Below are 13,518 nucleotides of genomic sequence, written 5' to 3'. Positions count from 1 at the left end.
GACTGTAATCCGAATCCGATGCAGGCGATGGTCGGCAACCGGCCGCATTTCATCAACCGGGGAGTCGGCGGCAACCGGGTCGCAGATTTTTACGCCCGCTGGGACGATGACGCGATCAGCTTAAATCCGGATCTGATCAGCATCCTGATCGGCGTCAACAACGTTTGCGGATGATGTCGGAGCGTCCGGGCAACCGCATAGAGAGAGCGTACCGGCATTTGCTTGCGGAAACGAAGAAGTTGTTGCCTTCTCAGGATTGGTGCTGTACGAGCGTTTATATTGAAAGTCGGGGGAGACAGAGGAAAATGGGAGGAGTGGCTGGCGAGAACGGATCGATGACTGCCGCCGTATCGTTTGTCAGTTGGCCGAGGAAGTAAAAAATTCCGCGAGCCAGTTAGGCTCACGGAATTTAACTTTCTCCAAATCGTACTGACCCGATCCGGTCCCGATTGACTAGATCTTGGCTGCGAATAATCTTAACTAGTTCCTATTCGTTCCAACGCTTGACGCGATCCTGGATGTATTTCGAAGAAACTTTGGCCAGTGCCTTTATCAAAAATTCACTTCTATCCTTCGCTTTCGAGGATCTACTATTCAATCCACGATCTCTAAAGTGATCTTGTATACATAGATGCCCTTTTCGATTTTATATTCATCGTGAATATTTTTGGTCCATCCAGTATCTCCACCAAGACCTGCATGTTTGTAATCGATATGAAGGAAAACAGAATCGGATGTGCCAAGCTCGTCCTCATAGGCGGCATTGTCATACTGTCCGATGCTGTACTGATGGATGTCAAAATGGAAGTGACCCGCCGAGGTAACTTTTACCTTGCGGTCATCCGCCGACACATACAAATAACGGACATCTTCCTTGCCCCCGCACTCAACCGGCACGATGTAGGGAACATGCTGTTCTTCAACAGAGCTTTCATATATACCGACGAAGGCAGCCGTTTTACGGTCCGCATAGTTCTCCCATGGCCCGCGGCCATACCATTTGATACTCTTCCAGGCAGCAGGGAAGGTAAAGCTCAGACCGATTCTCGGTAAGGTATCGACATTAGCATTATTCACGACAGTGTTCGTAATTTCAATGCCTTTACCGCCAATCGCATACTCCGTAAGTGTTTCAATGCATCCATGATAAAGAACATGAACCTGAATGATGACTGATGCAGGCGCTGCATATACCCGGATACGCTTGATCTCTTTCTGATCGGAGTTCAGCCCGAGGCTTCTCCAATCATCTGCATAGTTTAGCGTCTCACCAGGCACACCTGCGTCTATCCCCGTTGGCGGCCGATAGAAATTGTTCGCTCCGCCCGTAAAGTAGTCTTGATTATTGTATCTGACAGAAATGAACTCTGCCGTTTCTTTCGAGAAGACCACGTTCGTATTTTCATTATAAATATGAATTCGATCCGCAGCTTCTTCATATACCAGGCTCCCACTTTGAATATCCCCGGTACGTATTTCATATACGGAATCTTTCAACTCGACCTGGCATGCATAGATACAGGTTCCCTTATTTGCATAATAGGTGTCCTCGTTCAGATAAGCATAAAAATTCAGGAACGCTTCCCCAGAGACCTTGGTTGGATCGTATGGTGCCTGAAGACTTTCGATAGCTCCGGCCGGCGTGTGTAATCGGGGTAATGTACCGTTTTCCACAACCTTCCCGTCGCAAACAAGTTCCCAACCGATGTCCAGGTGGCTTAAGTCCCGGTGCGTATAATGATTATAAATTCGATAACTTTTTTTACCGGGAACATCATAAGACCGTTCAAAATAATCGATCTGGACGGGAGCTTGTACATTTTTAATTTCATAAGCAGCCGGTTTCAGCGTTAAATCCGGAAATACAATGCCGTTCAGGCACATATCGGGCGCGGAATCAATAATCTCTTCCTGGAAGGCGCCGCCATAAACATATTTTTTGTTCTCAGATTCATCATGCAAGGCAAGCGCTTTATCCTGGAAATCCCAAATGAAGCCGCCCTGAAACCGCGGGAATTTATAAATAAGGTCCCAGAATTCCTTGAAATTCCCGTTGCTATTGCTTTTCGCGTACGCATATTCACACATAATAAACGGCCGCAAGTCATCGCTGCTCGTCATGCAATCCACGATCCAATCCTTCTGAGGATACATGGGCGCCATGATATCGGAAATATTGGCCGGAGGATTCAAGGACTCATACTGAACATATCTTGTTTTATCATATTCCTTCATCCACCCGTACATGGCAGCATGGTTCGCTCCGTAACCGGACTCATTTCCCAAGGACCACAGAATGATCGAGGGATGATTCTTATCTCGCAACACCATCCGTGCTGCACGTTCCATATAAGCATGCGTCCATTCGGGAGATGCGCTGAGCTGGCCGCCGATGCCATGGGTCTCAATATTGGCCTCATCCACAACATATATGCCCAGTTCATCACAAAGGTCGTACCATTCGACGGCATGCGGATAGTGACTCGTTCTTACCGCATTGATATTTAGCGATTTCATGATCTTGATCTGCTCACTCATATACTCCGTCGACACCACGCGCCCCGTTTCGGGACAAAATGCATGAAGGTTGGTTCCTCGAATGATGAGACGTTTGCCGTTAATTTTCAATATCCCTTTGTTATCGATGCTGATTTCTCGGAAGCCGACATTTGCACTCTCGATGTCAACGACATTTCCGTCAGGGTCGATCATTTCCAATACCAATTTATAGAGGTAAGGAATTTCGTCGCTCCACAATTGGGGACTCTTAATGGTTTGTTTGACTTTCGCCACATAGTTGTCTTTCAGGTAGGATCTGAAATCCGCAAACTTCGGCGTCTCAAATTGCGTAACCAATTTTCGATCGTGATCATAAAGAGACAGACGCACGTGAGCTTCCCCATAACAGCTTGCTTGATTATTAGGATAAACCGTCACGGCTAATTCGGCATTGTCATAATCACCCGGGAAAAGCGTTTCGATTTTATAATCATGAATTCGCATTCGCGTTTTTGCATAAATCAGAACATCTCTGAAAATACCAGATAGATGCCAGTAGTCCTGATCCTCCAGATAAGAACCGGCTCCGAATCGCATCACCTGAACGGCCAAATGGTTTTGCCCCGTTTGGATGTAATCGGTAATATCAAAAGAAGCGTTAAGCTTGCTGTCCTGCGAATAACCGACGAACTTCCCGTTTAACCACAGATAAAAGCAGGATTCCACACCGGCAAAATCGATAAACAAATCTCTGCCGTTAAAATGTTCAGGAATTTCGAACGATAGGACATAACATCCGGTGAGGTTATCCTCCGGCACATAAGGCGGATTCAAAACAAATTCATCTTGCTTCAGTTGAATTTCGTGATGAGAGTCCGCACCCTTCCGCGCAAAGGGATACTTAATATTAGTGTATATAGGTTTCCCGTATCCGAACAACTCCCAGTTGGAAGGAACAGGGATATCATCCCATTTGGACACGTCATATGCAGGATGATAAAACTCATCAGTTACTACATCCGGAGATGAAAACGTTTTAAATTTCCAAGTGTCGTTTAAGCATTTTACGTATTTTGACGCTCTCCGGTCGCCGCTTAGCGCCTGTTCCACGGTTTCGTATATTCCATACGGCTCATGCATGGGGTGACGGTTCTTGTGAGCGACATGCGGATTCTCCCAGTCTCTGTTCAGCTTCATACGTTTCGAATAACCCCCTCATAAATTGTCTTAATTGGTTGTGCTATGAAAGTCGATACCCTTATAATATAAGGACAAGTTTTCATATAAAATGTTAGTTCTGGTAATTCATTTATCCATTTTGGTAGGTGCAGTGACGATATGAATTTCGATGCTATAAAAGAAAACGATGTCGTATACCGGTGTATCGGAGACGATTTCGACCAGGGCATTTTGTCATGCGGCTTTATGAGAAAAAGAACGGCAGAGCGCTCCCAGTATGACTTCAGGATCGGATATTACAGCTGTTTGTTGGTCCTGCAAGGCAACGGACGATTTATCTCAAAGGATGGCACTGTTATTAAAATGCAAGCAGGGGATCTGGTACAACGTTTGCCCGATCGTATGCACTCCACCGAAATCGAGCCGAATGGGGAATGGATCGAGTTTTATATCAGCATAGGTTATCCTGTCTATCATTACCTCAAAACGCTAGGCATCATAAATTCCGACCAAGAGGTGCAGCCGACACGACATACAAGCGATATTTTGAATGAATTTGCCGCCCTGCTTAACTCTCTTAAAGCCGCTGTAGATGAAAGGCTCCCCTATTTGCTGATGAAAGCTCAAGAACTCATTATCCGTTTGCACGGCAGCGTACATCATACTCAGAGAGAGCACAATGATCATAAAATCTCAAAAGCTTGCCAACTAATCGGCGGCGCCAATGATATCCATTACGATATTAAGGAAGCCGCAGCAGCTGTAAATATGGGCTATGAGAATTTCAGGAAGCTATTTAAAGCCACAACCGGAGTTTCCCCTCAGCGGTACCACATTGAACATTTAATGAAACAGGCCAAAATGATGCTCCTCGCCGGACTCCCCATTAAACACGTAGCCGTTAGTCTTGGTTATGGGGATATTTATTCCTTTACCAAGCAATTTACGAAATCGGAAGGAATGCCTCCAGGACGTTATATCCGTAACCGCCACAGATAAGCAAGAAACTAAGCAAAGGGCAGGAGGATTTAAACCAATCGCTGATGAGGTGGATGAAACTGGAGTTTCAGTTTTTATAGCGTCTACCTCTTCATCTAATCCAGATATGTTGGCGAACAATAAACTTTCTGGTTTCAAGAAATTAATCCCCGTCAGAAAATGAAGCAAGGAATGGTTAAGTTGTTCGCCTGTGAAGCGCGAATGAAGAAAACCTTCAGGTATTAGGCGATTCATGACGTTCGATTTCTTCTTGATTTTCGCGGTAGGTGCCGGGAGTCGTTCCCGTGTATTTTTTGAACACCTTCGCGAAGTAGTGCTTGGTATCGAAGCCGACCTGCCGGCTGATCGCGCAAACGGTCGAATGAGGCTGCGTTTTCAGCAGCTTTTGCGCTTCCCGGATTCGTAACGCATTCAAGTAATTGACGAGAGTGTCTCCCGTCTCCTTCTTGAACAAGCTGCTAATATAATTCGGATGCAGACTCATGCGATCCGCAAGATGGTCGAGGGACAGATCGTTCATATAGTTCATTTGCAAATAGGCCAATATCCGTTCGGCGTGCCGACTGTAATCCGAATCCGATGCGGCGGGAAGCTCCTCCTTCACGCGGCTCAGCAGGGACGCGATTTCCTTTTTGTCCAAAGGCTTCAGCAAGTAATCCACGACGCCCGAGCGAAGAGCCTGACGGACATAGTCGAACTCGTCATAGCCGGTCAGGATAATAAATCGATCGCATAACCCCTCAAGCTTGGCCTCCTGAATTAATTCGAATCCGTTCTTCTCCGGCATATGGATATCCGTTATCGTCACATCGGGCATAAAGCGCTTCATTGTCTCTAATGCCTCCGGGGCATTGATGGCCGAGCAAATGTCGGAACCGACAGGCGCGACTTCCTCGACGATTTTAACTAACCCTTTCAGAATCAAAGGTTCGTCGTCTACGATCAAGATCTTCAACGTCCGCCACCTTCCTTTTCACGATGATAATGCGCAAGCAGGCTCCTTTGCCCGACTCGCTGAGGATTTCCAGTCGGGATTCTCCTCCGAAGAAGCTTTTGACTCGTTCGTTGACATTTTTCAAACCTACGCCGATCCGCTCCTCTGCCTTTCTAGGCTCGTCGTGCCTGGACAGACGTTCGCGAAGCGCGAGAAGCTTCTCCGGCGTAATCCCGTTGCCGTTGTCGGTAACGTCGATCGTAATCTCGCTTTCCGTTTCCGTCGCCTGCAGCGAGATATGGACGGGTCGAAGGACGGCAGAAGCTCCATGCACGATCGCATTTTCGATAAGCGGCTGCAAAAGGAATCGCGGACAAGCCAGCCGTTCGGCATCCAGTGCAACTTGAATTTCAAAAGTCAGCCTGCTTTGGAGCCTCATTTTGTGGATGTTCATATAAAAGGAAACCATCTCGATTTCCTTCGCAAGAACCGTTTCTTCCCGCGCGGACGACAAGCTGTACCGCATCAGTTTCCCGAACCAGAAGGAAATATCGGCGACTTCCTTGTCGTCGTTAGCCTCGGCGACCATGCGGATCGTCTCGAGCGTGTTATAGAGGAAATGAGGCTTGATCTGCGCTTGCAGCACCTGGTATGCCGCTTCTTTGTTGCGCATTTCAGCTCGGTGGACGTTGTTGATGAGCTCGTCCATTCGCCGGACCATCGCGTTATAGGTGACGATCAGGAAGCCGATTTCATCCTTTTCGAACTTGCCGTTTTTGATCGTCAGCTGCCTGAGGTTATTGTCGTTCAGCGTACGCATATGCCGGGCCAACCGAAGAATCCGTTTGGTAATCGTCGAAGCCAGCAGGTAATAGGCGATGGATAAAGCGATCAACAGCAGCACGATCATCGTCACCAAGACGATTTCCTTCTTCTTCACGGAACGGAATACGTCTCCCACCTGACCGGTGACGATGACGCGAACGTCCAGCGGCTCGAGCTTCAGCTGATTGACGATCGTTTGCCGGTTGATAAAAAATTTCCTGTCATCCGCTTGCAGAAGACGCAATGTCTTCTTGTCCAACGCCGGCGCTTCGTTCGTCAACGGATCGCCCTGTCCGGACAACAGCAACGCTCTCCAACTTCCCTCCACACCCGCGGCCGCATAGAAGTTATGGATTAAACTTTTGCGTACCCGAATTTCAAGAAGGCCGATTCGCTCCGTAATTTGCGTATTGTAAATGTACTGGTAATAGATCAGGTCGGGATCCGACGCCGCGGGATCGGCGCGCAGCCATTTCCCCTGTCCGGCTTTCAGGGACGAGACGGTTTGTTCCGTTTGCGGATCCAGCATAGACCGATCGCGAAACAGATTGGTTATGGGCAATACCCGATCCTTCATCTTATAAATGACGATGGATTCGATCTCCGGATTAGCGAACATCGATTGCGTGTTAAGCGGGAGAATATAGCGGGTCAACGCGTAGATGCTGTCCGCGTCGGATTCGTATACACCGTCCAGATAATCGGTCAAGTAAGGATTGTATTGCAGCACCCGGTGGACCGACTGAATTCGGGCGAAATCCGTTTTCAGATTGGCGTAAGCCTGCTCCAGGATTTTCTGCCTGCTCTCCACGAATTGTTGCGTCAGGTTGCCGTAGATTTGCGTGTAATAGTGATAACCGAATGCCAGAACAGGGATAAAGATCATAATCACGTAACCAAGCACGATTTTGCGCATGATGCTCAAGGCGGCGTTTCCCTCCGATGCGGAATCCATATATCGTTAACATATCATGTACTAAAGAATTCCGATAGAGGCGCATCCCTTCCAGATTTGCAATTCCGCAACCCCCGGTTAACGTGAGAACGGATCAAATTGAAACGATTCGCCAGCCTTCACGGTGTATCGGATCGATCGCTTCCTATAGCGTAGCGTACAAGGCATTCCGCAAAGGGAACGGATCTCGGCTCCGATTAAGCTTCCTTCCGCCCAAGTCATGCCGACTTCGAATCCCCCTCTGGCGCGAAAGCCCGAGACGGAGCCTTCCGGCCATGTTTCCGGCAAGGCAGGAAGCAATTCGATTTCGTATTCGGCTTTTCCGTTTCGATAGCGGGATCGGCTTTGCAGCAGCATTTCCGCAATGCCCGCGGTTCCGCCGAAATTGGCGTCGATCTGCATCGGAAACGGCTCATGCTGATTGAGCAGATTCGGATTGGTCGATCCCGCCAAGAGATCGACGAGCCGCTTGCGCGCGCTCTCCCCGTCTCGCAATCTGGCGTGCAGCGCTATCCGCCAAGCAGCCGGCCAAGCCAGGATTCGGTCCTTGCTCCGATGGCGAAGCTCGAGGCTTTTGCGCGCCCCCTCGAACGTTTCGGGCGTATCCTCGGATATCTGATTGCCGGGATATAAGCCGTAAAGGTGAGAAACGTGGCCGTTCGAATCTTCCGGTCGATCCCAATCCTCCGGCCATTCCTGCAATTGGCCGAATCGTCCGATTTGCATGGGGGGGATCCGGTCCAGAACCTTTCGGATTTCGTGTTCAAACGCCGAATTTTCGCCCAGCAGCTCGCTTGCGATCAAACAACGTTCGAGCAAGTCTCGGATCAACTGCACGTCCATCGTGGACGAGATCGTGAGATGCCTTCTTCGATCGCGGCCGTCCCGATACGCGTTCTCCGGCGAATAGGAAGGATTGGTAATCAGCAGACCGGCGAATTTGACGCCTTCGGGAGCCTCCACCAGGAAGTCCATCACGAATCGGGCGGCTTCTTTCATGGCAGGGTAAGCCCGTACCCTCAGAAAGTCAAGGTCGGGATTGTATTCGAAGTGATCCCATAAGTGCTGGACCAACCATACCCCGCCCATCGGCCATATTCCGGCATGGATGTCGACAGGGGCCGCGGCGCGCCATAAATCGGTATTGTGGTGGACGACGAAGCCCTTCGCGCCGTAATAGAGTTCCGCCGTGCGCGCGCCGGTGACGCGAAGATCGTCGATCAGATCGAACAACGGCAGGTGGCATTCCGGCAAGTTTCCGACCTCCGCCGGCCAGTAATTCATCTGGACGTTGATGTTGGTCGTCCATTTGCTACCCCATTCCGGCCATTCTTCTTCATTCCATATGCCTTGCAAGTTGGAAGGCTGATCGCCCGGTCTGGAAGACGCAATGAGCAAATACCGGCCGAACTGAAAATATAACGCGGCGAGCGACGGGTCCTCCGTCTCCCGAATGTCGAGTACGCGCCGATCCGTCGGACGCCGCTTGCCGCCAGTTCGCTCGTCCGCCCCGGCTCCCCCCAGCCTTATCGAGACTCGTTCATACAAGGCTTTATGGTCTTCGACGTGTTCGTCCAGCAACTCGCGATAAGGTCGTTCGGAGACGCGCGCCATATACCGATTGTTCAATACCGAAGGATCGCCCCCCATGTCCCGGTAGTTCAAGAAGCTTGTCGCTCCGGAAAAAACGAGGGTTACGGCACTCGCTTCCGCTATGCGCAGGACGCCGTCGCCGGCCGCGCACGAGCCGCCTTCGCAAAAAGCCGTGAGCCTCCCTTCGAATCGGAGTCCCGGACCTTCCCAAGAGCCGCTCCAATTTCTTGGACCCTTGCGCGTTCCGGTCCGTCCAGTCAGCCGAATCGCACGGCTGCCGTCCGATTGAACGGATGCATCGGGGTGGACGCTGGACAAAGACACGTCTACGGCGATACTGCCCCGCTCGCCGCACGAAAGCCGAATCACCAGGCAGCCGCTCGGGCGGGAACAGAAGATTTCGCGCGTGTATTCGCATCCGTCGGCTTCATAGAATACGGTCGCCACCGCCCGCCGCAGATCCAATTCACGCCGATATCGCGTAACCTCGCGATGCCCGGGGAACGCCAGATTCAGCTCGCAAAAAGGCAGGTAGGCTTGCAGATGGATCGGCTCGCCCATCATGCGGTCCAGAAACAGCCGCTCCGCCTCCTCGATCCGATCATTGAAAATCAAGCTCCGGACTTCTTGCAAATATTGCCCCGCGTCCGGCCGGTTATAATCGTGCGGCGCCCCCGACCACAACGTCTCCTCGTTGATCTGGATTCTTTCCGTTTCCGCTGCTCCGAACACCATTGCTCCCAGCCGTCCGTTGCCAATCGGAAGAGCCTCTTTCCATGCCGTACCGGGCGAATCATACTCCAGCTTCATCATTTTCCCGCCTTTCCGTTCTCCCATTTGCCTTCACCTGCAATATAGCGTGCAAAGTCCGTCAGGAACGCGTAGCGCTCCTGACGGACCCAGTCTTATTTTTTAAACAAATCCTTCTTCTTCTGATAGGTTTGGTTAGCCCAATCCACCAAGCGCTCCAGACCGATCTTCTCGGCGTTCTTCACCATGCTCTCGTAGTTTGCCACGGCTTCTTCCTCCGACTTCGCCAAGTAGATTTTAACCTTCTCGTTTTTGATCATCTCGTCTATCTTCGTTTTAATCGTCTTCTCGTCCGAATCCGGCTGCAATTGGATCAAGCCGAGCTCCGGTTTGTAAACCGTAAACGCTTTTCTCTCCATCAAGGCCTTCGTCTTCTGAGCCCCCGGCACATAGCTCAGCATTCCTTCCATAACGCCGTCGTTGTACAGATACCACCATTTGATTCCGTTGCTGTTAACGAAATCGGCATCGGACGGATCGTATTTCAAATTCGGATAACCTTCTTCGTTCCAAGTCCAATGCTCGCCTTCGACGCCGAACATCGTCAATTTCTTTCCTTCGTCACTTGCAAGATATTCAAGGAATTTAATCGACGCCTCGGGATCCTTGTTTTTCTTCGTGATGAACGTACCTGCGAAGCCCAGTCCCGAGCTGACCGCTTTCGTGCTTTTCGAGATTGCGCTCGGCAGCATCTGGAACGTATACGAACCGCCGGCGTTTTTGACCTTGATATTGTCCATGTCCGCTATGCTGACCGTATGGCTATGCGCGAACGCCTTCCCGCTGGTCGCATACTGATCGTCGATCTGATCGTTCGTATAGGCGAAGTTCTCCGCCAGAATGTACCCTTCGCGGTAAAGCCGATTCATAAACTTGAAAAATTCCAGCATTTCCGGCTGCCTTATCGCGTAGTCTACTTTTCCGTCCCGTTCGTACCAGCCGTCCAGAAGACCTTCGACGCCGAACTGCTGCAGGAAGTATTGCTCGATCCAGTCCTTGTCCATAATGAGCGGAATCATATCCGGGTATTTTTGTTTGACCATGCCCAGAACCTTTATGAAATTATCGATGGTGTCGATCGGCGGATTCCCCAGCTCTTTCAGAATATCCTCGCGCACTGCTATTCCCGGGTTGCCGTCGCTGCCGACCGAGTATTTGTTATTCGCCATTTCCTCCTGGGTCGCGAAAGAATTGCGCACCGTGTAGAAATTGCCGTCATCCATCGTGTGTATCGCAATTCTTGTCGGGTCGATCTTAAAGTCAGGCGCGTATTTCTCGATTAGCTCGTTCCAAGGATAAGAAAGCTTCGAATCGGACATCCGTTCGATGTTCGCGTTAGTAAAAACCAGATCCGGGAGATCGCCGGATGCGATCATGAGCGGAAGCTGCTTGTCGTCCGTCGCTACTGTCACTTTCAGCTTGATTCCCGTCTTTTCGGTAATTTTTTCGGCAACCGACCCCTTCCACTCCTTCACCGGATACCAGGAGGCATCGATAAACAAGGACAGCTCCTTCACCTCATTGCTTTTGGCGGGCGGTTCGCTCCCCACCACCGAGTTATTGACTTGACCATCGTTGTTATTTCCGCATGCGGACATCAGCGCTATCGTCATCATTAGGATGAGCGATAAGAGCAGTGCCTTCTTCCCTTTGTTTCTTTTCAAAATAACCCCTCCAACAAGTGATGTTTATATTAAAGCAAACGCTTTAATATCATGCCAACAAAATCAACCCTTCACGGAACCCAGCATAATGCCTTGAATGAAAAACCTCTGGAGGAACGGATAGACGCACACGATAGGCGCGATAGATATAACCATAGCCGCTACCTGAAGCGAATAGCTGGTGACACCCGCTGAAGCGCTGTTCGCAACAGCTATAGCGTCCATCGGCGCATTGCTCTTGTTGATAACCTCCATCATCCGGAAAGCGAGCGTCCGCAGACCTTCCGACTGCACGAAGTAAGCAGAATCCAGCCAAGAGTTCCATTGACCAACCCCCAAGAAAAGCGACATGGTTGCAATCAGCGGCATCGAGACGGGAAGGATGATCCGGTAGAAAATAACGAGCTCGGTAGCCCCGTCCATGTAAGCCGACTCCTTGAGTTCACTCGGAATTTCCTGAAAGAACGAAATGGCTATCAGCAGAAAAAACGTACTTAACATGGAAGGAATGACATAGACACCAAACGTGTTCAGCAGCCCCAGTGAGCGCAGAACGACGTAATACGGTATCAAACCGCCGGAAAAGTACATCGCGAATATAATGACCGTGAAATAACCTTTGCGAAACAGCAGATCGCGGTGAGACAGCCCATAAGCAACCAAACAGGTAAAAAGGACACCTAGGGCGGTTCCCGCAAGCGTTCTCATAATCGTGACCAAAAAAGCACGGTACCAGTGGGGGTCATCCAAAAATCGCGCGTAGTTTTCAAAGGAAAAGGTCCTTGGCCATAGATAGACGCCCCCAAGAAGCGAATCGGTTCCTTTATTGAAGGAAAGAATCAGGACGTAATAGAACGGATAAAGCATCGATAACGTCAGAATGGCTAGTAATGCATAAATCATAGTGTCCATGATACGATCTTTTTGTTTTTGGCTGAGCTGCATGCACGCTCCCCTTTCCTAGAATAGACTTGATCCCGAAGTGCGTTTGGCAATGTAGTTGCTGGAGAAAATCAGGATGACGGAAATGACGGACTGGATCAAATCAATCGCTGCCGCATAGGAGAATCTCCCGTCTCTTAATCCGACCTTAAACGCATAAGTTTGCACGATCTCCGAGGTCGGATTGTTGATGCTGTTGCCGAACAGAAACGCCTGCTCGAAGTTAGAGCCCACCAGTCCTCCGCCCAGAATGCTTCCGATCGTCAGAATAAGTACAACGACGATCGTTCCCTTCATTCCAGGGAACGTAATATGGCGAATTCGAGCCAAGCGGCCCGCTCCGTCGATCTGCGCGGCTTCGTATAATGACGGGTTAATGCCCGCTATGGCGGCCAGGAAGATAATCGTCCACCAGCCCATCTCCTTCCAGACGGCACTTCCAGTCGCCAGTCCCCAGAAATATTTGGGGTTCGTCAATATGTCAAGCGGCTTGTCGATTATGCCTAGCCCTAGAAGCGCTCTATTGACCATCCCGATATCCGTGGACAGGAAGGCGAAAGCGATGCCTGCGACGACAACCCACGAGATGAAATGGGGCAAATAGCTGATCGTTTGGACAAAACGCTTAAACTTCAAATTTTTCACTTCGCTTAATAGAATGGCCAGCAATATGGGAGCCGGAAAAGCAAAAAGGATTTTTAGCAGACTCAATGCCAGCGTATTTCGAACGATTGTTCCAAACTGATAGTCATTAAAGAACTCCTTGAAATGCTTTAATCCCACCCATTCGCTTGTAAAAATGCCCTTAATTCCGGTAGAGATGGAATACTGCTTAAATGCCATTAGAATGCCGAACATCGGCGTATAGGCGAAGACAAGCAAAAATATCATGCCGAGCCCAACGAACAGGTGCAGCGTTTTTTGTTTTTTAAACCGCTTCCAAAACTGCGTTCGCTGTTCTGTTTTTCCCTTAATTCCGGTTACGCGTGTATCCAATTCCATATCTGCTCCTCCTTTGTTTTTAAGTGTACTCTTCGAATCAGAGCGTCGAAAGCCAACATTCTTAAGAAAGCGTTGTCATTTTTGAAGATTGGATGGCAAGGTGCCCGGACAATAGC

Annotated in this window: 9 protein-coding genes; 2 read left to right on the top strand and 7 right to left on the bottom strand. The window is 49.7% G+C overall.

What is annotated here, in order from left to right:
• Nucleotides 1–27: 27 nt before the first annotated feature.
• On the top strand, nt 28–174 hold the full coding sequence (locus tag FHS17_RS17250) for an SGNH/GDSL hydrolase family protein (RefSeq protein ID WP_167279678.1): 147 nt from the start codon (nt 28–30) through the stop codon (nt 172–174).
• 420 nt (nt 175–594) lie between these two features.
• Here the strand turns inward: FHS17_RS17250 and FHS17_RS17245 are convergent, their stop codons facing one another.
• Nucleotides 595–3,696, bottom strand: a complete 3,102-nt coding sequence (locus FHS17_RS17245) for a glycoside hydrolase family 2 TIM barrel-domain containing protein (RefSeq protein WP_167279677.1) — start codon at nt 3,694–3,696, stop codon at nt 595–597.
• Nucleotides 3,697–3,837: 141 nt separating this feature from the next.
• Between FHS17_RS17245 and FHS17_RS17240 the strand changes: the two genes are divergently transcribed.
• Nucleotides 3,838–4,677 (top strand): helix-turn-helix domain-containing protein, encoded by an 840-nt coding sequence (locus FHS17_RS17240; protein ID WP_341805848.1) that lies wholly within the window; start codon nt 3,838–3,840, stop codon nt 4,675–4,677.
• Nucleotides 4,678–4,891: 214 nt separating this feature from the next.
• On the opposite strand, the gene FHS17_RS17235 is transcribed toward FHS17_RS17240, so the two are convergent.
• The 6 genes from FHS17_RS17235 to FHS17_RS17210 form a co-directional block, all read right to left on the bottom strand.
• On the bottom strand, nt 4,892–5,632 hold the full coding sequence (locus FHS17_RS17235; RefSeq protein WP_167279675.1) for a response regulator transcription factor: 741 nt from the start codon (nt 5,630–5,632) through the stop codon (nt 4,892–4,894).
• On the bottom strand, nt 5,580–7,352 hold the full coding sequence (locus FHS17_RS17230; RefSeq protein WP_243865439.1) for a sensor histidine kinase: 1,773 nt from the start codon (nt 7,350–7,352) through the stop codon (nt 5,580–5,582). The genes FHS17_RS17235 and FHS17_RS17230 overlap by 53 nt, the downstream gene beginning before the upstream one ends.
• Before the next feature lie 117 nt (nt 7,353–7,469).
• A complete protein-coding gene (locus FHS17_RS17225) occupies nt 7,470–9,821 on the bottom strand; it encodes a glycoside hydrolase family 95 protein (RefSeq protein ID WP_167279673.1) in 2,352 nt (783 codons plus the stop codon).
• Nucleotides 9,822–9,889: 68 nt separating this feature from the next.
• Nucleotides 9,890–11,458: an extracellular solute-binding protein gene (locus tag FHS17_RS17220; RefSeq protein WP_167279672.1), complete on the bottom strand. Its 1,569-nt coding sequence runs from the start codon at nt 11,456–11,458 to the stop codon at nt 9,890–9,892.
• Between the two features lie 63 nt (nt 11,459–11,521).
• Complete coding sequence (locus FHS17_RS17215) at nt 11,522–12,403, bottom strand: carbohydrate ABC transporter permease (RefSeq protein WP_167279671.1); 882 nt, start codon at nt 12,401–12,403, stop codon at nt 11,522–11,524.
• Between the two features lie 15 nt (nt 12,404–12,418).
• Nucleotides 12,419–13,402: an ABC transporter permease gene (locus tag FHS17_RS17210; protein ID WP_167279670.1), complete on the bottom strand. Its 984-nt coding sequence runs from the start codon at nt 13,400–13,402 to the stop codon at nt 12,419–12,421.
• Nucleotides 13,403–13,518 lie beyond the last annotated feature (116 nt).

This window comes from Paenibacillus lupini (assembly GCF_011761355.1).
Lineage (GTDB): Bacteria > Bacillota > Bacilli > Paenibacillales > Paenibacillaceae > Pristimantibacillus > Pristimantibacillus lupini.
This window is presented reverse-complemented; position numbering and strand designations above follow the sequence as displayed.